The sequence below is a fragment of the Massilia sp. genome (assembly GCF_046293535.1).
Taxonomy (GTDB): domain Bacteria; phylum Pseudomonadota; class Gammaproteobacteria; order Burkholderiales; family Burkholderiaceae_D; genus Telluria.
This window is the reverse complement of sequence record NZ_JBKBOV010000023.1, coordinates 38447-57659: the sequence shown is the minus strand read 5'-3', so window position 1 is coordinate 57659 and position 19213 is coordinate 38447. Positions and strand designations below refer to the sequence as shown.

Annotated in this window: 21 protein-coding genes and 1 pseudogene; 9 read left to right on the top strand and 13 right to left on the bottom strand. The window is 52.2% G+C overall.

What is annotated here, in order from left to right; all coding sequences use genetic code 11:
• Positions 1 to 67 precede the first annotated feature (67 nt).
• Both ACK4S9_RS13705 and ACK4S9_RS13700 read right to left on the bottom strand, forming a co-directional pair.
• A complete protein-coding gene (locus ACK4S9_RS13705) occupies positions 68 to 307 on the bottom strand; it encodes a helix-turn-helix domain-containing protein (protein WP_409726450.1) in 240 nt (79 codons plus the stop codon).
• A 211-nt stretch (positions 308 to 518) separates the two neighbouring features.
• Positions 519 to 953: a mercury resistance transcriptional regulator MerR gene (locus ACK4S9_RS13700; protein WP_003131969.1), complete on the bottom strand. Its 435-nt coding sequence runs from the start codon at positions 951 to 953 to the stop codon at positions 519 to 521.
• Between the two features lie 71 nt (positions 954 to 1024).
• Between ACK4S9_RS13700 and merT the strand changes: the two genes are divergently transcribed.
• The 7 genes from merT (at position 1025) to ACK4S9_RS13665 (ending at position 5729) form a co-directional block, all read left to right on the top strand.
• Positions 1025 to 1375, top strand: coding sequence for a mercuric ion transporter MerT (gene merT, locus ACK4S9_RS13695; RefSeq protein WP_003131974.1), 351 nt, complete (start codon positions 1025 to 1027; stop codon positions 1373 to 1375).
• 12 nt (positions 1376 to 1387) lie between these two features.
• Positions 1388 to 1663 carry a mercury resistance system periplasmic binding protein MerP gene (gene merP, locus ACK4S9_RS13690; RefSeq protein WP_003131987.1) on the top strand — a complete coding sequence of 92 codons (276 nt, stop codon included), beginning with the start codon at positions 1388 to 1390 and terminating at the stop codon, positions 1661 to 1663.
• Between the two features lie 71 nt (positions 1664 to 1734).
• Positions 1735 to 3420: a mercury(II) reductase gene (gene merA / locus ACK4S9_RS13685; RefSeq protein ID WP_071362911.1), complete on the top strand. Its 1686-nt coding sequence runs from the start codon at positions 1735 to 1737 to the stop codon at positions 3418 to 3420.
• Between the two features lie 17 nt (positions 3421 to 3437).
• Positions 3438 to 3803: a mercury resistance co-regulator MerD gene (merD, locus tag ACK4S9_RS13680; protein ID WP_000995360.1), complete on the top strand. Its 366-nt coding sequence runs from the start codon at positions 3438 to 3440 to the stop codon at positions 3801 to 3803.
• Positions 3800 to 4036 carry a broad-spectrum mercury transporter MerE gene (gene merE / locus ACK4S9_RS13675; RefSeq protein WP_003132004.1) on the top strand — a complete coding sequence of 79 codons (237 nt, stop codon included), beginning with the start codon at positions 3800 to 3802 and terminating at the stop codon, positions 4034 to 4036. Before merD ends, merE begins: the two co-directional genes overlap by 4 nt.
• Positions 4033 to 5022: a DUF3330 domain-containing protein gene (locus tag ACK4S9_RS13670; protein ID WP_003132006.1), complete on the top strand. Its 990-nt coding sequence runs from the start codon at positions 4033 to 4035 to the stop codon at positions 5020 to 5022. The genes merE and ACK4S9_RS13670 overlap by 4 nt, the downstream gene beginning before the upstream one ends.
• Before the next feature lie 131 nt (positions 5023 to 5153).
• Positions 5154 to 5729, top strand: a complete 576-nt coding sequence (locus tag ACK4S9_RS13665; protein ID WP_071362913.1) for a recombinase family protein — start codon at positions 5154 to 5156, stop codon at positions 5727 to 5729.
• A 36-nt stretch (positions 5730 to 5765) separates the two neighbouring features.
• Here ACK4S9_RS13665 and ACK4S9_RS13660 read toward each other — a convergent pair whose 3' ends face one another.
• The 3 genes from ACK4S9_RS13660 to ACK4S9_RS13650 form a co-directional block, all read right to left on the bottom strand.
• Positions 5766 to 6101, bottom strand: a complete 336-nt coding sequence (locus ACK4S9_RS13660) for an H-NS family nucleoid-associated regulatory protein (protein ID WP_083415471.1) — start codon at positions 6099 to 6101, stop codon at positions 5766 to 5768.
• 248 nt (positions 6102 to 6349) lie between these two features.
• The gene (locus ACK4S9_RS13655) at positions 6350 to 6748 is read right to left on the bottom strand and encodes a hypothetical protein (RefSeq protein ID WP_409726443.1); all 399 of its coding nucleotides are present in this window, start codon (positions 6746 to 6748) and stop codon (positions 6350 to 6352) included.
• Positions 6749 to 6825: 77 nt separating this feature from the next.
• Positions 6826 to 7134 carry a metallophosphoesterase gene (locus ACK4S9_RS13650; RefSeq protein ID WP_409726441.1) on the bottom strand — a complete coding sequence of 103 codons (309 nt, stop codon included), beginning with the start codon at positions 7132 to 7134 and terminating at the stop codon, positions 6826 to 6828.
• Between the two features lie 128 nt (positions 7135 to 7262).
• On the opposite strand from ACK4S9_RS13650, the gene ACK4S9_RS13645 reads away from it, so the two are divergent.
• Together ACK4S9_RS13645 and ACK4S9_RS13640 are read left to right on the top strand one after the other, a co-directional pair.
• Complete coding sequence (locus tag ACK4S9_RS13645) at positions 7263 to 7907, top strand: HAD family hydrolase (protein ID WP_083415473.1); 645 nt, start codon at positions 7263 to 7265, stop codon at positions 7905 to 7907.
• 297 nt (positions 7908 to 8204) lie between these two features.
• On the top strand, positions 8205 to 8663 hold the full coding sequence (locus ACK4S9_RS13640) for a hypothetical protein (RefSeq protein WP_143054578.1): 459 nt from the start codon (positions 8205 to 8207) through the stop codon (positions 8661 to 8663).
• Between the two features lie 561 nt (positions 8664 to 9224).
• Here ACK4S9_RS13640 and ACK4S9_RS13635 read toward each other — a convergent pair.
• The 8 genes and pseudogenes from ACK4S9_RS13635 to ACK4S9_RS13600 form a co-directional block, all read right to left on the bottom strand.
• On the bottom strand, positions 9225 to 9494 hold the full coding sequence (locus tag ACK4S9_RS13635; RefSeq protein WP_083415475.1) for an antitoxin Xre/MbcA/ParS toxin-binding domain-containing protein: 270 nt from the start codon (positions 9492 to 9494) through the stop codon (positions 9225 to 9227).
• Positions 9495 to 9948: 454 nt separating this feature from the next.
• Positions 9949 to 10800: a hypothetical protein gene (locus ACK4S9_RS13630; RefSeq protein ID WP_143054579.1), complete on the bottom strand. Its 852-nt coding sequence runs from the start codon at positions 10798 to 10800 to the stop codon at positions 9949 to 9951.
• A 2026-nt stretch (positions 10801 to 12826) separates the two neighbouring features.
• On the bottom strand, positions 12827 to 13045 hold the full coding sequence (locus ACK4S9_RS13625) for a transposase (RefSeq protein ID WP_409726437.1): 219 nt from the start codon (positions 13043 to 13045) through the stop codon (positions 12827 to 12829).
• Between the two features lie 183 nt (positions 13046 to 13228).
• Positions 13229 to 13972, bottom strand: coding sequence for a hypothetical protein (locus tag ACK4S9_RS13620; protein WP_229410201.1), 744 nt, complete (start codon positions 13970 to 13972; stop codon positions 13229 to 13231).
• Positions 13973 to 14284: 312 nt separating this feature from the next.
• Positions 14285 to 14683 (bottom strand): annotated as a pseudogene (locus ACK4S9_RS13615) (TniQ family protein); the annotation flags it as partial.
• Positions 14684 to 14851: 168 nt separating this feature from the next.
• Positions 14852 to 15874, bottom strand: a complete 1023-nt coding sequence (locus ACK4S9_RS13610) for an ATP-binding protein (RefSeq protein ID WP_409726435.1) — start codon at positions 15872 to 15874, stop codon at positions 14852 to 14854.
• Positions 15875 to 16203: 329 nt separating this feature from the next.
• A complete protein-coding gene (locus tag ACK4S9_RS13605) occupies positions 16204 to 17850 on the bottom strand; it encodes a hypothetical protein (RefSeq protein WP_409726433.1) in 1647 nt (548 codons plus the stop codon).
• Positions 17851 to 18274: 424 nt separating this feature from the next.
• A complete protein-coding gene (locus tag ACK4S9_RS13600) occupies positions 18275 to 18961 on the bottom strand; it encodes a hypothetical protein (protein WP_143054581.1) in 687 nt (228 codons plus the stop codon).
• Between the last annotated feature and the right edge of the window lie 252 nt (positions 18962 to 19213).

Below are 19213 nucleotides of genomic sequence, written 5' to 3'. Positions count from 1 at the left end.
TGGTTCATCGTGATCCTCGCGATCCGATGAACGCGAGGCCCAGCTTCAGCTGGTTGGGGGTACTGAACTATGCGTCAGGGTCTTGTTCGACCAGTTCCTGGGTGAGTTGAATCAATCGCACTGGCTCCAGCTTCAAGGCAGCTGCGAGCCTGAAGAGTACACGCACAGTCGGCTGCCGCTCGCCGCGCTCCATGAGGCTGACAAATGTCCGGTCTATCTCTGCAGCGTGGGCCAGTTCCTCCTGCGTGATACCGACTTCCTTCCGCACTACCCGCAAAACTTTACCGAACGCCAGTCCTGGATCCAAAGAATTCTCCCGATTGCATAGGAGAAATCATGTCTCTGCTGTATCATTTCGTCTTCGGACTATAGTCATCATTTTGGCGGCGCAGAACCAGAGTCGCCTTACGCAGCTTCCGGGCTATTGGGCGCTGCACGCCTCCCTGCCTAATTTTTCAACGATGTCAACCAGCTTTCCTTTTCTCGGGGTCGTCTCAGAAAACGGAAAATAAAGCACGCTAAGGCATAGCCGAACCTGCCAAGCTTGCTCCACCCTGTAGTGACGCGATCAGCGGGCAGGAAACGTTCCCCCTTCGCGCATGGCAGGCGCACACCAACTCAGACAGCACGGCCTCCATGCGCGCCAGGTCAGCCATTTTCTCGCGCACGTCCTTGAGCTTGTGCTCGGCCAGACTGCTGGCTTCCTCGCAATGGGTGCCATCCTCCAGCCGCAGCAGCTCGGCGATCTCATCCAGGCTGAAGCCCAGCCGCTGGGCTGATTTCACGAAGCGCACCCGCGTTACATCGGCCTCGCCATAGCGGCGGATGCTGCCATAGGGCTTGTCAGGCTCCAGCAACAAGCCCTTGCGCTGATAGAAACGGATGGTCTCCACATTGACCCCGGCCGCCTTGGCGAAAACGCCAATGGTCAGGTTCTCCAAATTGTTTTCCATATCGCTTGACTCCGTACATGAGTACGGAAGTAAGGTTACGCTATCCAATTTCAATTCGAAAGGACAAGCGCATGTCTGAACCAAAAACCGGGCGCGGCGCGCTCTTCACTGGAGGGCTTGCCGCCATCCTCGCCTCGGCTTGCTGCCTCGGGCCGTTGGTTCTGATCGCCTTGGGGTTCAGCGGCGCTTGGATCGGCAACTTGGCGGTGTTGGAACCCTATCGCCCCATCTTTATCGGCGTGGCGCTGGTGGCGTTGTTCTTCGCCTGGCGGCGCATCTACCGGCAGGCAGCGGCCTGCAAACCGGGTGAGGTCTGCGCGATTCCCCAAGTGCGAGCTACTTACAAGCTCATTTTCTGGATCGTGGCCGCGCTGGTTCTGGTCGCGCTCGGATTTCCCTACGTCATGCCATTTTTCTACTGATCGGAGTTCACCATGAAGAAACTGTTTGCCTCCCTCGCCCTCGCCGCCGTTGTTGCCCCCGTCTGGGCCGCCACCCAGACCGTCACGCTGTCCGTACCGGGCATGACCTGCTCCGCCTGCCCGATCACTGTCAAGAAGGCGATTTCCAAGGTCGAAGGCGTCAGCAAAGTTGACGTGACTTTCGAGACACGCCAAGCGGTCGTCACCTTCGACGATGCCAAGACCAGCGTGCAGAAGCTGACCAAGGCAACCGCAGACGCGGGCTATCCGTCCAGCGTCAAGCAGTGAGTCACTGAAAACGGCACCGCAGCACAACGGACGTCATTGTCTGGCGCCACAAACGATAAAGGATCTGTTGCATGACCCATCTAAAAATCACCGGCATGACTTGCGACTCGTGCGCGGCGCACGTCAAGGAAGCGCTGGAGAAAGTGCCAGGCGTGCAGTCGGCGCTGGTGTCCTATCCGAAGGGCACAGCGCAACTCGCCATCGTGCCGGGCACATCGCCGGACGCGCTGACTGCCGCCGTGGCCGGACTGGGCTACAAGGCAACGCTAGCCGATGCGCCACTGGCGGACAACCGCGTCGGACTGCTCGACAAGGTGCGGGGATGGATGGCCGCCGCCGAAAAGCACAGTGGCAACGAGCCCCCGGTGCAGGTAGCGGTCATTGGCAGCGGTGGAGCCGCGATGGCGGCGGCGCTGAAGGCCGTCGAGCAAGGCGCGCAGGTCACGCTGATCGAGCGCGGCACCATCGGCGGCACCTGCGTCAATGTCGGCTGTGTGCCGTCCAAGATCATGATCCGCGCCGCCCACATCGCCCATCTGCGCCGGGAAAGCCCGTTCGCTGGCGGTATTGCGGCAACTGTGCCTACGATTGACCGCAGTAAGCTGCTGGCCCAGCAGCAGGCCCGCGTCGACGAACTGCGGCACGCCAAGTACGAAGGCATCCTGGGCGGTAATCCGGCCATCACCGTTGTGCACGGTGAGGCGCGCTTCAAGGACGACCAGAGCCTTACCGTCCGTTTGAACGAGGGTGGCGAGCGCGTCGTGATGTTCGACCGCTGCCTGGTCGCCACGGGTGCCAGCCCGGCGGTCCCGCCGATTCCGGGCTTGAAAGAGTCACCCTACTGGACTTCCACCGAGGCCCTGGCGAGCGACACCATTCCCGAACGCCTTGCCGTAATCGGCTCGTCGGTGGTGGCGCTGGAGCTGGCGCAAGCCTTTGCCCGGCTGGGCAGCAAGGTCACGGTCCTGGCGCGCAATACCTTGTTCTTCCGTGAAGACCCGGCCATCGGCGAGGCGGTGACAGCCGCTTTCCGTGCCGAGGGCATCGAGGTGCTGGAGCACACGCAAGCCAGCCAGGTCGCCCATATGGACGGTGAATTCGTGCTGACCACCACGCACGGTGAATTGCGCGCCGACAAACTGCTGGTTGCCACCGGTCGGACACCGAACACGCGCAGCCTCGCGCTGGACGCAGCGGGGGTCACTGTCAATGCGCAAGGTGCCATCGTCATCGACCAAGGCATGCGCACGAGCAACCCGAACATCTACGCGGCCGGCGACTGCACCGACCAGCCGCAGTTCGTCTATGTGGCGGCAGCGGCCGGCACCCGTGCCGCGATCAACATGACCGGCGGCGATGCGGCGCTCGACCTGACCGCAATGCCGGCCGTGGTGTTCACCGATCCGCAAGTGGCGACCGTGGGCTACAGCGAGGCGGAAGCCCACCACGACGGGATCGAGACCGACAGCCGCACCTTGACCTTGGACAACGTGCCGCGTGCGCTCGCCAACTTCGACACACGCGGCTTCATCAAGTTGGTTATCGAGGAAGGCAGCCATCGGCTGATCGGCGTACAGGCGGTCGCGCCGGAAGCGGGTGAACTGATCCAGACGGCGGCTCTGGCCATTCGCAACCGCATGACGGTGCAGGAACTGGCCGACCAGTTGTTCCCCTACCTGACGATGGTCGAGGGGTTGAAGCTCGCGGCGCAGACCTTCAACAAGGATGTGAAGCAGCTTTCCTGCTGCGCCGGGTGAGAAAAAGGAGGTGTTCAATGAACGCCTACACGGTGTCCCGGCTGGCTCTTGATGCCGGGGTGAGCGTGCATATCGTGCGCGACTACCTGCTGCGCGGATTGCTGCGCCCGGTGGCGTGCACACCAGGCGGCTACGGCTTGTTCGATGACGCCGCCTTGCAACGGCTGTGCTTCGTGCGGGCGGCCTTCGAGGCGGGCATCGGCCTCGACGCGCTGGCGCGGCTGTGCCGGGCGCTGGATGCGGCGGACGGCGACGAAGCGGCCGCGCAGCTTGCCCTGCTGCGTCAGTTCGTCGAGCGTCGGCGCGAAGCGTTGGCCGATCTGGAAGTGCAGTTGGCCACCCTGCCGACCGAGCCGGCACAGCACGCGGAGAGTCTGCCATGAACAACCCCGAGCGCTTGCCGTCCGAGACGCACAAACCGATCACCGGCTACCTGTGGGGCGGACTGGCTGTGCTGACTTGCCCCTGCCACCTGCCCATCCTCGCTGTCGTGCTGGCCGGCACAACCGCCGGTGCTTTCCTCGGCGAGCATTGGGTCATCGCGGCGCTCGGTTTGACCGGCCTGTTCCTTCTGTCCCTGTCGCGGGCGTTGCGGGCATTCAGGGAAAGAGAATGAGCGCTTTCCGGCCGGATGGATGGACGACGCCGGAACTGGCCCAAGCGGTCGAGCGCGGGCAGCTTGAACTGCACTACCAGCCCGTCGTCGATCTGCGCAGTGGTGGGATTGTCGGCGCGGAAGCCCTGTTGCGCTGGCGTCATCCGACGCTTGGACTATTGCCACCGGGCCAGTTCCTGCCCGTGGTCGAATCGTCCGGCCTGATGCCTGAAATCGGCGCTTGGGTGCTGGGCGAAGCCTGCCGCCAGATGCGTGACTGGCGAATGCTGGCATGGCGACCGTTCCGGCTGGCCGTCAATGTTTCGGCGAGCCAAGTGGGACCGGACTTCGACGGGTGGGTAAAGGGCGTGCTGGCTGATGCCGAGTTGCCCGCCGAGTATCTCGAAATCGAGCTGACCGAATCGGTCGCGTTTGGTGATCCGGCGATCTTCCCCGCCCTGGACGCCTTGCGGCAGATCGGTGTGCGCTTCGCCGCCGATGACTTCGGGACGGGGTATTCCTGTCTGCAACATCTGAAGTGCTGCCCAATCAGCACGCTCAAGATCGACCAATCGTTTGTCGCCGGGCTCGCCAACGACCGCCGCGACCAAACCATCGTGCACACCGTGATTCAGCTTGCGCACGGGCTGGGCATGGATGTGGTGGCTGAAGGCGTGGAAACATCGGCGAGTCTTGATCTATTGCGACAAGCGGACTGCGACACAGGACAAGGCTTCCTGTTCGCGAAGCCAATGCCGGCGGCGGCATTCGCCGTCTTCGTCAGTCAATGGAGGGGTGCCACCATGAATGCAAGTGACTCGACCACCACCAGTTGCTGCGTGTGCTGCAAGGAAATCCCGCTCGATGCCGCCTTCACCCCGGAAGGCGCGGAATACGTCGAGCACTTCTGCGGGTTGGAGTGTTATCAACGCTTCGAAGCGCGTGCCAAGACAGGGAACGAAACCGATGCCGATCCGAACGCCTGCGACTCGCTACCGTCAGATTGAGGCATACCCTAACCTGATGTCAGGCCAGCCTAAATGGCTTAGTCAGGATAGAGTGCGATTCTTAATTTCTTGACAGGTGCTGCGAAGGGTCATAGAGTTGCCCTGACACTTTCGCCACTTGGAGACCTATCTTGCATGGTCAACGTATCGGCTACATCAGGGTCAGCAGTTTCGACCAAAATCCGGAACGCCAACTGGATAACGTCCAGGTGGATAGGCAGTTCATCGACAAGGCGTCGGGAAAGGATACTCTGCGGCCGCAGCTCGATGCCATGCTGTCATTCGTGCGCGAGGGAGATACGGTGGTGGTGCACAGCATGGACCGGTTGGCCCGCAATCTGGACGACCTGCGCCGCCTAGTGCAGCATTTCACCAAGCGAGGCATCCGCATCGAGTTCGCGAAGGAGTGCCTGACCTTCACTGGCGAGGATTCGCCGATGGCGAACCTGCTGCTATCGGTGATGGGGGCTTTTGCCGAATTCGAGCGGGCGCTGATCCGGGAGCGGCAGAGAGAGGGGATCGCGCTGGCCAAGCAGCGCGGCGCATACCGCGGGCGTAAGAAAGCCCTGGTGGATGACCAAGTTGTCGAGCTGCGCCGCCGCGCGGGTGCCGGCGAGCCAAAAGCCACGCTTGCTCGAGAGTTCGGCATCAGTCGGGAGACCCTGTACCAATACCTCAAACCCGTACCTCAGCTCCCAGAGGCTTAACGCCCGATTTTTTCCGTTTTCCCTGCTCACCCCTACTTAGCTTTGAATCCTGAAATCGTCTAGGGTCTTTCCTTCAGAAAGGCCTTCTGCAATCCACTTTGGCTGGCGTCCTCGCCCAGTCCAGGTTTGGCTATCGTTACCAGCGTTCTTGTAGCGCGCTTGAACTTTCTGCCCCTTGCCACCATCGGTTTTGCCCCTACCTGTAGCGAGAAGTTCTTCTACCGATACTCCTGCCTCTTGAGCAATCGCCAAAATTTGGTCGCGCGCCCTTTGCAAAACTAGTTTTTGGCGGTTTTTGATTTCTCTTTCAATGTCATGCTGCAGGCCCTTCAGTTCACTAAAGTTGTAGCTCGACAGATCGATATTTGCCATTGACGACGCCCTCAAAGTTAAGTAGATTTGTTCCTGCCCTAATCCATTCTGCTACGCGGCCTGAGTTAATTCGACTAATTACGAACGTAAGCAGGCTCTTAATGCAAGAAAACTAGATCTTAATGGGAGCTCAGCATAAACGCGAATGCATAGCCTTAGCAAGACAATTCTGTGGCCACTGAACAAATGCAGTCATGAGCTGCATTGAACACCGCGAGCCGGCCCATATAGTGCAGACAGGGAAGACGTTAGAGTTCTAGCTCCACAATGAAATTTGGATCAAATTCTTGGTTCTCAGCACCGTTATTCCGCATGCGATATCCGAGAGGGTTGGCTACAACACGACATCCCTCTACTTCATAATCGAAACTACAATGCGTATGGCCATGTATCCAAACGTTAGCTTTCACTATTAAGTCGTCCAGGTTCGAAGCGAACGCAGCCGAGACTGGGTCTGCTACGTATTCAGGAGCGACCGAGCGCATTGAAGGCGCCATGTGGGTGACGACAACGGTACGCCCAGTAAACGGTTCACCAAGTTTCTTTTGAAGCCAAGCTCGTTGTGCGGTGTGCAGACGAGCAGTGTCTTGCGGATGCAGTTTCCTATACCCGGCAGTTGCGACCTTGATACGTTGGTAGTCATTCATTGCTGTTCGAGCGTCAAGCATTGCACTCCACTTGCGATCCGGACTAAATAGGGCGAAGTCGGTCCAAAGAGTAGCACCTAAAAACGAACGCCTTCATAAACGTATTCTCCACAATCAAGAAAGTGTACATTAGGGTAACGGAAGCATTCTGAGGCGATTGACTCTCCTGTTTTCTCAATCGCTTCCCCATAAAATTCATGGTTCCCAGCAACGTAGACTACAGGTAATCCTGAAAAAATTTCTGCAGCCCATGAAGGTGCACGAGATTTTGTGTGAATGTCACCGGCAAGAATAACGACGTCAGGGCGACTGATCGATACATCGATTCGAGGCACATGATCGCGCCAAACCTCCAAATGAAGATCAGATAAAACTAACAACCTCATCTTGATCCCCGCACCTCATTTGCCCGATTTCTTGTAAGTGTGCAACTCGCTTTTGGTATAGGTACGACTCGGAAAAGCAAAATTACCTCCAATATATATTCTGTAAACATACTCACCGCTGAAAACAAATGGAAAAAATGAATAGTCGCTCGGTAAAAGTCATTCTGTTTGATGTCTACGGTACCCTTATCAAAATCTTCGACAAGCGTACACCTTTTCGTCAACTTATCCAAATTGGCACGTACCAAGGCAGGATGCCTAGTCCCAGCGACGCCGCAATGCTTATGGGTCAACCTGTAAGCTTGCTTGAAGCCAGTGACTTGTTGGGGATTCGATTGACAAACGCGGATCGTAAGCAACTCGAACTTGACTTGCAAGCCGAAGTCGAATCTATCTCTCCATTTGCGGACACGTTACCCGCGCTCTATGATTTGAAAAACCGCGGGTACAAACTAGGACTCTGTTCTAATCTCACCCTAGAGTATGCCGAACCAGTCTCGAGGGTGCTGCCCCCAGTATTTGACGCTTATGTCTGGAGTTTCGACGCAGGCGCGATCAAGCCAAACCCAGTGATCTATGCACATGCCTGCCGGCAACTGCGCTGCTTACCTGGCGATGTTCTAATGGTTGGCGATACTATCGGAGCCGATGTCGAAGGACCACGGGCGTTCGGGATGCAAGCCTTATTGCTGGACCGCAAACAACACTTGAGCTCGAAAAGTTCGCTCTCTTCGTTGTTGGAGCTATGCGAGATGGTTGAACGCCTAGTCTAAGTGAACGCTGGATTGTGGCCAACGACCGAGGCTCCTTATACTTCGTATAGATCGGTCGCCGCGAGTTCGATAACGTCTGCGTTCGGCCAAAAGCGGTCGCTCGGCCGCGACCGCTACTGGAAACTAGGGAACATTGCCACAAATTTTATGGCATGGCTGAGAACACAGATCTTCGTGTATCCGATAGGATTAGCAGGCCTTCACGCGATAATTTTCTTGGCACCATGTGTTTGCTATAACATTTCCGTTTTCGGATCCCAGGCCACGCTTATCGCCCTTCCAATAGCGGAGCGTTCCTTGATAATTTTTCTTGACACAGAGTTCACAAGCTTCGAAGAGCCATACCTGATATCGATCGGCTTAATAGCTGACGAGAACGAGCTTTATTTTGAACTAGCTGGAATTTCACATGAAATTTGTGCGCCTTTTGTTCAGGCCAACGTCCTACCTCTGCTTACCGGGCCTGTGCTGAAACCAATAGAAGGCGCTGAACAGTTGGCTGCCTTCCTGTCACTGTGCGGTCCTGAAGTCACCTTCTTTTGTGATGCGCCACGTTACGATATAACGTTGCTCACCCCGTTCTTACCGAGTGGATTGCGTTGGAACTATGCGGTTCCATCGTTCCAAGATGCTGCGTGTGAAGGTCTTTTCGAACGTACCCGTAAAAACGCGTTTGCTAACGGTCTTCGTCGACATCATGCTCTTGATGATGCAAAAGCCATAGCGGCAGCATGGGCAGCAACACGTCGAATTTAGCGGTAGCGTGACCGTCTGCAACGGGTCTATTGTGTTGAAAAACTCACGAGTAAAAATGACGCTGAGAGGCAAATCTGCCAAATAAAGTACAAACCATACCTGCTGGAGCTGAGCTATATTAGCTGAAAGTCGTTGTCGCGTGCTCAAAGACATTCAGCACCCAATGCGGCGCTGCAGCCAGGACATGTGCGAGTTTTTGAGTCGATGAGGTTGCCTCCACACTAACTCGACGTAATGCATGATTGAATGCCGTCGCCGAACAACTACATATTGGGCAGAGTGTACCAAAGCTTTAACGTTGCGTGTCGGCGGTTGACTTAATTGCGCTTTTGTCGATTGAGTTCAAACTTAGCGCCAGATCATTGATAATTTCGTGCAAAAATTTTATCTCCTGCATGGAGGCCTCTCGTGCGAACCGCCGGAGCGCCCGTTCCAGATCCGGCGACATGGAAACGCTGCTCATTCCTTTCTGGCGCGCGGAAAGTAGCCGGCCCAGTTCAGAAAAAAACTTAGCACTGCGTTTCAGTCGGAGTAAATAAGCGCCCTCGTTTGACACCCTCTTCATAACTCTTCTTTATTAACCTTAGATTGCAACCGTAGCAGTACCGATTCGACGAACTGAGCATTCGATGAAAGCACATCCATAGGTCTTTGGTCACCAAGCGCGAGTGCGGGCGTTAGCATCCACTCAACAGCGGCGGTCTCGTTATTTAAAACACGACTAGCTAGAGCCACGAATGGTAGGCCTTGAAGGAAACCAGTCAATGGAATTGGGCAGGCGTCTATCGAAAGCACCGTTGGGTTTGAAAATCGCGACTTCCTTGCCACCATAATCTCCTATTACGTCATTTGATTCGCTTGCTAAGGTGCGGACTTAGAGACTGCAGTCTTGCCAACAGCCTTTCGTCCCATGTTAGACGACAAATTCGAAAAGAGATACGCTGTCCCACAAGCATAATTTCATCAAATACCGCCCAGCTCTTGAAATGTTCTTGACTTGGTCTTGAGGTATCGACAATCTCGATTGATGCCACAGCCCTTCTAGCCTCATCCAATAGTACTTTCATGTCTTCGAAAGCAAGATTTGGGAGCCCTGCAAGATCACAAAATTCCTTTACCGATATTGAGTGAGTCCGTCTGCCCTTCCGTATTTCAGCTAATTTCACTGCTGTTTTCAGAACACATAAGGATCTCGCCGTTAACCCTTCTACGTCAATCTCCGTGATAATTACCTCAGCCATCCATACCCCAGCTAAACACAAGACAAAATTTAAACAGCGGCGGGCTACGTAATGGCTAAAAAGCGTTCGCAGAACGTCGAAGAAACGACATTTTGACTTACTTCGAGGATCGAATTCTCACTCGTGCTCTCTAGGCTGTCGCGTGGTTCCGCAAATGAAACGGTTCGCACCTGCTTCCTTAGCAACTCTGTAAGTAAGGGTACCATATCGTTTTTGCTGGCATCGTTGATGTTCTTTTTGAATGCCCGATTCCCAAACGCTTTGCGCAATTCAAGAATTAGACGAGGGGGAGAGAGAAACGCCAACAGCTTCTTTACTAGCTTAAAGATCTCCAGCTCTTCATTTCTTCCAGCGATAACCCCGTTTTTCGCTAGAATCTCCAGGAAAACACCTGTACACTCGTGTTGAATCAACATTAAACGTAAGCGTTCCCTATCAGACAGCTTACTTGAATCGAGGTTGCTGCACAATAAAGTCAAGATGCTACGTTTATCCAATTGCCCGCCTCCGCGACCAATAGTCCAGCAGACTTGTGTTAAATCAAATGTGATCGGTGCATCCAGTGCAGCGCCAATATTGAATGCAAACAACGAGGATTTAGTATTTGGCGCCAGAACACGATTGACGTACAAACTTGAATAGATTTTCTCAACAAGCGTACGTGTCGAAGCTAATTTTCGCTCGCAGGAGGAAAAACTGGGTAATTCGCCGGCGCCCCAGCTTTTTCCGGCACTCAATAAAACACAGTAAAAATAAAAACTATCTAGAAAACCTAATCGGGAAATATCGACAAACTGATGACTCGCCTGTATCCGGCATAAGGCCTTCTCGATCAGGTCGGCGCGCGAGTTTAGTAACTTAGCGGTCGCCTTGAGGTTAAGCGTGCGGTAACTCATTTCAAATTTCTATCCAGATATTACTCAATCGCACAAAAAACTGTCCAATGCTTAATCTACAGACGTCGCGCTTACCCAGTTGGGCGCGGAGTCCCTGATGAGACAGATTAGGATCTAAAACTTTATTTTAATCTTGTAGGGTTAGCTATATCTCGATGTGCTAATTTCGGTTGCAAGATGTATTATTCGGCAACTATGCGGTATCACCATCGCACCAGTTACCGCATGAAGCTGTATGAAGCCGCACGAACCAATATTAGGCTGCTGAATCGAGTTGCTACTAGAACCCATGGCCGTGCGCCTGCACGGAACCTGCTGATCCCACGTACTTTGCGTACTACGGTAGACAACCTTCTTGCCTGCCTGGTGGAATGATTGCGTCGCTCGTACGGCACGGACAAAAAGTTCTTTTGTTGGATAGAAGGTCACAGTGCATAAGATTGCTTTCGCTGCCAAACGCATGCAAAGCTCGCGTGTTGCATCATCGACAAGAAGTGAACACAAAGACCTGTCAGCCTAAAGTAGAGGTACGCATGGACCTACTACTGTCACAAATGTAGACTATAGTCCGAAGACATAATAATACAGCACAGCGACGATTTCTCCAAAAGGAGAAATTGTGGATATAGGTCTAGCATTTGGAAAAGTACTTCGACAGGCTCGAACCGAGGCCCGACTTACTCAGGAGCAAGGAGCACACTGCGGATCTCGATCGAACTTTCATCAGCCTCGTAGAACGTGGCGAGCGACAGCCTACTATCCGGGTTGTTTTCAAACTGGCAGCTGCGGTGGTCACGACTAAAAGTCACTTGAAAATATTCACTGAAAAGCTGGTGGAGGCTGACTAATGGCTGTGTACGCTAACAAAGCTTTCTACTACCCCCAACAGATGAGAGCACAGACAAGCAAAAAAAACGCTTCATTGCCGTCGCCCGGTCGCCCATGTCAACCGCGCAATCCTCACAAGCAATGAAGCCACCCCAGAGTTCGCTCAACGACCAGCGGCATTGAGCAAGCAATTCGCAGAAGTCCACGTCGTAGCGCGCATTCGTGGCGAGATGGCCCGCTGGCGCAGCCAAGCCCAATGTGCTCGTGAAGGAGATGGACGATCAGCTTGCACCATCCCTTGCTGTTTGCACGTGCGTCCGAATAACCATTACGGCTTGACCGATTCAGTAAAGGGCCTGAGCAGCCGCACACCAGCAACAGTCAAGCATCGAGTGGAGCCAACCTCAAAATAACGGTACCCTCGCTTGTCACTGCATAAGAAGGTTGGACGGGTCAAGGAAACGCACGAGTCGGGGATGATCCGCTTGGTTTTTTTGGACGGCCTGCAGAGTTAATTTTTAGCGTTTTGTAGATTCGGTTTTCGGCCTGCGCTCCTGTTTTGGCGGGCGAACGCTGCCGGTGTCATGTCGAGGGCCATGTCAGGCCGGTTCTCATTGTCGTCCCTTCGCCAGGCTTCGATGGTGCTTGCGCCTCGATCATTGAGGTGAAACAGTGGACGTTCAGACATTTATCACGGGAACCCCCCGTTGAACGTTTCGATGTGGCTGTTGCCGGTGGGCGTGCCAGGGTGGCTGAAGTCAATGTTGGTCTGATGGTGGTAGGCCCACAGGTCAAGCGGCAGTCCTGTTAACTCGCTGCGTTTGTCGACAACAGGCAAGTTGGGGTGCTACGCTGCGCGGCCAAGCGGTTCAACTCGCGAGTAAAACCTCGACAATGGTCAGAGAGCGGACTTGCTGCCGTCGGCCAACTGGTTGGCCACAGAATCCATGTTCCCTAGTTGGGCCTACGCGGCGTGATACGACTGACCCGACCGACGGCCATCTTGCGCTGTTTCGGCCGCTTGGAGCGTAGCTGCAGCTGTTCCTTGCAGTAGAGACTGTAGGTCTGGTTTTTCTCTAGCCAGGCCCGCTGCAGAGAGAGACCGTAGTGCTCGGATACGTACTGTACTACTTTTCGCTCCAACGCGGACCACCCCAACTTTTATGTGGCGACATCATGCAAATTGCTTTGTCGAGGCTCATCTCCGCGACCGGCTTTTTGAGTCAAGCATTTTCCTTTTGGAGTTGCCGCGGTTCCTTAACTTGGTCCAAATGCAGGCAAGCATATTGCTTTCCCACCGCCTAAACGTCTGCTCGGAGACTCCGACTTGCCGAACAATTTCGGCCGCCGGTATTCTCAGTTCAGCCTGCTTTACAATCGACACGATCTGCTCGACTGTGAATCGTTTTACCGTCATGGCGCCTCCTGTTGCAAGGTTAAGTTGCGACGAAAAACTCACATTGATGAGTGTCCAGCATTCCTAAAGCAGGTCAAATAGACGTGATCATCACCGGATGAAAGTCGTACTCGCGCTCCGTTAGGCGGACAATCTAACGCTCGTATCATTGAAAGTGTGGGTTCACAAAGGCTATTTCCATATTCAAACCGTAGGCCAACGAAATTCATCGGGATACTTTTCAGGCGCTTCACATGGTAAGTGAACCGGGTCAACTCCAAGCCGAGTGCCGCGCTTGTACGGAGCAAGTGGAAGGCCAGGTATAGTCGGAAAAAAGACAACGCCGCACATATGGTGCGTTGCGTCGACGAACAATACTTTCGCGACTGTCGACTCTATCGGAAAACGAATAGACCTAACTTGTAGCTTGCCATTTTTCCTTGAGCGCTCAATCGTCCAGTACAGAGAGGCAAAAATTCCCAAAAAGACCGCCCGCCACGCCAGCAAAGGCTCCCTACCCTGGTAAGTGTACAAACAATCGGACAGACGATAATCGAACTTAAATGCAGTTACGCTTAACCGTGCAAGTATGCTCTGTCGGCATATAGATGATTCAAACATGGCTCGCATCATGTGATATGCCAAGAATGAGGAGGGCCATTGGCCAACCGCAATCGTATCGCACATTTCCTCAATCGGATCGAGGTCTAGCAATGGATTATTACGGCCCAAGCTTTCCGTTATCCAGACTTGCAGCATACGCAGTGTTGCAGTGTAAACCACTAATGCGCGACGGCGCCGGCTCGTATTAACGTTGCGTGGACTAAGACGCGAATAACGTTCTGAAAAGCGCATCTTTATTTTCCATGACAGCGCAGAAATTTCTCCAAAAGCCATGGGGACAAGGTCGTTTACTTTATACCCTCCCTTTATCAACAGCCCTTCCATAAATCGTCGTGGCCGGCACCAAACACTAAGACGATCGCTACCGTAGCAATAGTCCTCCTCAATTTTCCTAAGGCATGTTAACATGGACTCGCTATTTGCTGCCCACTGCGCAAGTTTAATAAAGGCTTGGCCTGATTCGCCTAATTCACATCGTAGGTCAAGATGGCTCTCAATACTGACTGCCACCCCTGCTATATCGCGGCCACACGACGAGCATTTGTAGCGCAGACTTATCACTGCGTCGTTCAAACGATAGCTGCAGTTCCCGAAACAGGCATTACACGAAACGCACCGACTGGTGAGCAGACAACGATGAATTGGGCAAACGGAGAGCTTTTCTAACTGATGCCAGTAAGAATGATATCCACCACCGAAACAAACGGGACAAATCTTTAGTTGCCGACTAAAGAATATGTGTGTCAAACCGCGAAATTGGTGTAAGACCTTCAATTCGTCTGAAAGGGGCGCTTGCCATCCGAATTGGGTAACAAGCTTATTACTACTCATCCATTTCGGAAGCAAAAACGAATCGCTATTGGTACCAATCTGCTTACCGATAATCAGGCGCTGGATAGCTTTTGGGCTCAGAAGATTTCGCCATGAAATACGGGTTATAACGCTAGCAAAAGACTCGAAGGGCAACGGTGTAAGATCTTTTCCAGTCAGCAAAGTCGCCACTGGCGAGATTGAAGCCGAAGATTTCACAAGCATGTCTTTTCTCATAGAAAATCTAAATAGATTTGAAACTGGCGAGGGCTACATCCAGCGCGAGCGCACTGGCACGTTCCTGCTTATGCCCTAGCCAGCGTCCAGTGTGCACGCTGACATTTATTTCGTCCCGATGTCGACCCGGCCGCATTTTTCGAAATTGAGGATCGCCTAAGTTCTAATTCTAGTGTTGCCCTTTCTCGCGCTCATGTACGCCATCGCTTTCGTTAACGCCGCATATTCAATGGCGGCCTCCCATGCACCCTCTGGAACGATCATTCCAGGCTCGTCGAATAGCGCCAGGTCCGTGAGATAGCTTCGCACAGCACTAAACATTTGCCGTGCAGGAATTTCTGACCCAAGTTTAAGCCCTGCCGGCTTTGATGTCTCAATAGAACTTAAAAAGCTGCTTACCTGATTCTTCAGGCGGAACCCGGCAGCATAAGCTAATGGGAAAAAGAATTCAGTCCAAGTAACCCCAGTGCCAAAAGGAAATATCTGATTGTCGATTCCTTCAAAAATCTCTTCCAGATCATGGCTACCACGATATGCCCTGAAAGGTACAATCCGTATGGCGAACCGTCCGATCAGGTCCAACCTTTGCATTCTTATAAGTTTATCGAATAGCTGACTAAATTCGGGATCCTGACCAATCAAGATTGTTACAAGCTTAACGTTTTCTTGCGCCAAATCGTTGTAAACGTCCTTAAGGAAATCAAAGTCCGTCACATCCATTGCGTTTGCTTCGTCCACCAACAAAAGAATCATACGCTCCCCGTGTAGACGAGCCGAATCAATCAGAGAATTTACAAGTATTGCCCTTAGATCGAAAGTTTCGCCCCTTACATTATGATGCCCGACTGTGGCCAAGAAATGCTTAAAAAAAGCTCTAATTGATGGAATAGACTGATTATGGGTATCGTGACGATAAATTGCGACCCTTGGGAACTGCTCACGCAGGGTGCTCTCTATCATCTCAAGGGCGCAGCTCTTACCTACGCCACTTTTTCCAATGAAAACGAGCCCGGATTCACGCAGAAGGCATGACTTCCGCGCCATCGTAGCGACCTCGCGAATCGGTGCAGTTGGCAATAGGACTGAACCCGTTATTAAAGGGTGACTATTGAATAGTTCTTTCCTTCCCTCATTACTCAACACTTCTTCTCGCGACATCGCCGTGAACTGGTCTTTCATAATCTGTCCTTGTGATTATTATTTCGATAGGTAGTTGTCTGCTCAGATGCTTACATAGTAAGCTCTTAGTCACCACACGGCCCGTATATTAACTTAAGCCTCTTTCGCCTACAAAGTCAGGACAAGCACGTATAGATTCCTAGATCTTCGGCCAAAGCTCCGACTTCACCTTTCAGCCCCGTTGGCATAGAAGCGCTCGAATGAGTACGGATAACCATCAAACTATTTCCACTTCCCTGTTCAGTAAATTGTTCTCTTGTGAAGCTATGATAATATTCTCTTCATAAATTCCGCCTACTCAAAATTCCAAGAAATTTAATGATCTTTGGTTATCCGTTGCGCGTATGGGGTTTGATAACCAACGGGCCGAATAGTCCAAATGGATCTTCCTGGGGATAAGATGCAGGCTTGGAATGCTCATTTGACTTGCGGACTATATCTTTTTTAGTCACGCCAGCAACTTCAGATTCCACTCCTTTATTTAGACCATGATTTGATTCTAGGTTTGGCACGTCCGTTGTGCCATTCTTTGAAATTGGGGACGCATCTGCGTTGGAATTTCGCTGTATATTCGTATGCATTCGCGCAAGGCGTAGAGCATCGGAGGCGGCCTTCTGTCGTTTTCGTGACTGTTTCTCAATCAGTTCCGTGGCCTTTTCCTCAACAAATTCCTCCATCAGATCCGTGTGATCGGACTGCGATCTTTTTGATAGGCCGGTGCGGTTGAAATATTTTCGGTCTCGCCAAGATGCGTTACTAAATTCCCATCCTTGTCCTGGATGCATAAAACCAAGCGATTCTCCCGTTTCCTTTATCGTTGCCTGCACTTCACGGCACAATCGGCGATTTGTGTAGCTGATAAGTTTCTTTCCTATCAACCCATACATTTCCGACAGTTTTTCGTTCGTATGGCGGACCCTATCAAGCTTGAAATAAGGTCGTTCGTTCTTCTCTAAATTACCTCTAACGGTCACTTCCTGCACATGATAGAGTATGCGTTCGCCGCGCCTTTCCTCGTTTGGCAGCTGTTGTGGGAGGAACGGAAGTCCTTTTTGCTGCAGCGCCAACGAAAGGGCCTTGACGGGTGCCGTGAACTGATTATGTTCGTTTTCTGAATTATTGTATTCTCTAATACACGACCAAATAATACTCTCGAGATCAGAAATCTTTATTTTAAATTTGACGGCTTCTTTGTTTGGATTACTAACACGAGGATCATTGGGACCTGATCCATGTGTGAATGCTGTGCGCTGCAATCCTTTAGAAGTCAACTTACCGATTATATTTTCAATCAAGTGGCGCCGCCACCATGAGTACACAGGGCCGAAATTCACAGCACATCCGACAACCGATATTAGATTATCTACGGTATCGGATGCGAGATTCGCCCAACCATTATCCATTTTCATCGCGGCAAAACACTGCCAATCTAGTTCAGGCAAAAAATGTCGAACCAAAAAGAGCTTATTACCTGGCGCAGAACTCCTACTGCCAACATTCGAGCGATTCGCGTCGCCAATTATTGCGGAAGCGATCGTCTCTAATGCATCATCTGCACTGGGTGTCGCTTCTAAGGCTACATGTAAACCAATAATTCCACTTGATCTTTCATCCGCTAAAAGCCCAATATGCCATCTCTGAACGACGATATCCTTCTCTTCACCAAATTCGTTTTCGATTGATATCGTACTAGCAGCATCTACCTTGTGGTAATCCAGCTGGACAATAGTGAAGGGGGTTCGAGCCCTTATGAGCGCGGACACTCCTCTTCCTATCGCGTGGCGGCCCAGCGCGGCTTTTCCACGCCCGCTACCTCCGGCCCTGCCATGAAGAATCTTTTTGCAATATTTTCGAAGACTTACGGAGCCGTGATTTTTTTGGTTAAAAGGCCACTCTAGTGATGTCACGCCGAGTTCGCTTAACCGCCGCTTGAATAGACGATGAATGGCTGAAAAATCGAAACTCTGGTTCTTCATCGCTGCGTGCGACCCGCGTACATCTAGACATGCGGATTGGATCTCCAGTTCAAGTTCAGGAAATCGCATAAAGGTTGCTGTTAAGGCTCCAGCAAATCCACCTCTCCCTCCAGCACCTCCCCGGAAATCGGCCGTCCTTGTATAAGCTTGTACACGAAACCCAGGGATTAGCGCATAGAATCCATAGATCCCTCCTGTTTGGTTGATCGTTAGGCACCTCTTAATCAAACGCAGTATCTCGCCTTTCTTAAATCCGCATTTGAGGCAGATTGTTTCATACGAGTCCCCAGCGGCATACATTATCAGACTCTCACGCCTGGATTCGAATTTTGCTCTGATCTCACTTGTGAATATCGCGATGTCCGGGGCCGGCCATAGCGACAAATCCGAGTGTGCTACTGGGATAGCATCACGGCTTCGTCCACTACTCATCTCTGCACCTATTTAATTGCGTGACCGGAGTCAGATGAGATTTCGAAAGGTCGGCTGTAATGATCCCGGCCTGCAGTGCGCGCGCTACGCTAGCAAGCATTCTCGCTCGATCAACACCCTCGCTATCAAGTAATAAGCTTAATGGAATCTGCTTATTCTGCCGAAAAAAGCTGAGCAAGATTTCATCTTCGTTTCCGCAAAAAAGATGTCGGCATCTGTTAATCATCCCGCACAAGTTTAGCCAGTTCTCGAACAATACATAACTGCCCAGCAAATCTTTGTCAGTGACAATTCGATAAATACCAGGAAAAACGGGTCGCATTACCTGGTGTACACGGGCAACCATTGTTGAAGTTTTTCCCCGTCCGCGAATTGACTGGAAATCGATCCATTCAGTCGATCCGTTTGTTAGCTGCACTTTTATTGCCGGGGTAAAAGATTGGATTGTTCCTTCGACGCAAACATCTATTTCCATATCGTTAATTTGATAGTTTTCGACGTTCACATCGCCTTCAATAATTACGGCGTACATGAATACCATGTCCCCTACGAAGACAACCCGTTTCCTATTCTTTGGTGACTGGAAGTGCCAGATGTTCGCGACGCTAGCTCCGCGCTTTTTAGCAGCCTGCATTGGAGTGCTAGAGGTGCTTACCCTAAGACGTTTGGTGTTTAGCATAGGAAATTTTCTAGACTGAGTTAGGTAAAGTGTCAGCCCCGAAATTTACCACCTCGACAATCATAAAATTTGCCCACACTACAACGATATCGAAAATATTAAACTTGACTATAGAGCAACTTTTTGGTATATTACGCGTGCGAGTATTATTTAATAGTTTAGGCGGTATGTTATAAACTTTATGTTAAGCTCTTTAGCAACATAAGCTGCCCGCGGAATGGTCTGAGAGTAGCCTTAGCTCAGTCAACAGCC

Excerpts from the sequence above, each read along its gene's own strand:
- ACK4S9_RS13605 (WP_409726433.1), bottom strand. The coding sequence starts at position 17,850 with ATGAAGAACCAGAGTTTCGATTTTTCAGCCATTCATCGTCTATTCAAG.
- ACK4S9_RS13650 (WP_409726441.1), bottom strand. The coding sequence starts at position 7,134 with ATGAGGTTGTTAGTTTTATCTGATCTTCATTTGGAGGTTTGGCGCGAT.
- merP (WP_003131987.1), top strand. The coding sequence starts at position 1,388 with ATGAAGAAACTGTTTGCCTCCCTCGCCCTCGCCGCCGTTGTTGCCCCC.
- ACK4S9_RS13620 (WP_229410201.1), bottom strand. The coding sequence starts at position 13,972 with ATGGAAGGGCTGTTGATAAAGGGAGGGTATAAAGTAAACGACCTTGTC.
- merT (WP_003131974.1), top strand. The coding sequence starts at position 1,025 with ATGTCTGAACCAAAAACCGGGCGCGGCGCGCTCTTCACTGGAGGGCTT.
- ACK4S9_RS13660 (WP_083415471.1), bottom strand. The coding sequence starts at position 6,101 with ATGGCAAATATCGATCTGTCGAGCTACAACTTTAGTGAACTGAAGGGC.
- merA (WP_071362911.1), top strand. The coding sequence starts at position 1,735 with ATGACCCATCTAAAAATCACCGGCATGACTTGCGACTCGTGCGCGGCG.
- ACK4S9_RS13700 (WP_003131969.1), bottom strand. The coding sequence starts at position 953 with ATGGAAAACAATTTGGAGAACCTGACCATTGGCGTTTTCGCCAAGGCG.
- ACK4S9_RS13645 (WP_083415473.1), top strand. The coding sequence starts at position 7,263 with ATGGAAAAAATGAATAGTCGCTCGGTAAAAGTCATTCTGTTTGATGTC.
- merE (WP_003132004.1), top strand. The coding sequence starts at position 3,800 with ATGAACAACCCCGAGCGCTTGCCGTCCGAGACGCACAAACCGATCACC.
- ACK4S9_RS13635 (WP_083415475.1), bottom strand. The coding sequence starts at position 9,494 with ATGGTGGCAAGGAAGTCGCGATTTTCAAACCCAACGGTGCTTTCGATA.
- ACK4S9_RS13670 (WP_003132006.1), top strand. The coding sequence starts at position 4,033 with ATGAGCGCTTTCCGGCCGGATGGATGGACGACGCCGGAACTGGCCCAA.
- merD (WP_000995360.1), top strand. The coding sequence starts at position 3,438 with ATGAACGCCTACACGGTGTCCCGGCTGGCTCTTGATGCCGGGGTGAGC.
- ACK4S9_RS13610 (WP_409726435.1), bottom strand. The coding sequence starts at position 15,874 with ATGAAAGACCAGTTCACGGCGATGTCGCGAGAAGAAGTGTTGAGTAAT.
- ACK4S9_RS13630 (WP_143054579.1), bottom strand. The coding sequence starts at position 10,800 with ATGAGTTACCGCACGCTTAACCTCAAGGCGACCGCTAAGTTACTAAAC.
- ACK4S9_RS13600 (WP_143054581.1), bottom strand. The coding sequence starts at position 18,961 with ATGCTAAACACCAAACGTCTTAGGGTAAGCACCTCTAGCACTCCAATG.
- ACK4S9_RS13655 (WP_409726443.1), bottom strand. The coding sequence starts at position 6,748 with ATGAATGACTACCAACGTATCAAGGTCGCAACTGCCGGGTATAGGAAA.
- ACK4S9_RS13625 (WP_409726437.1), bottom strand. The coding sequence starts at position 13,045 with ATGACGGTAAAACGATTCACAGTCGAGCAGATCGTGTCGATTGTAAAG.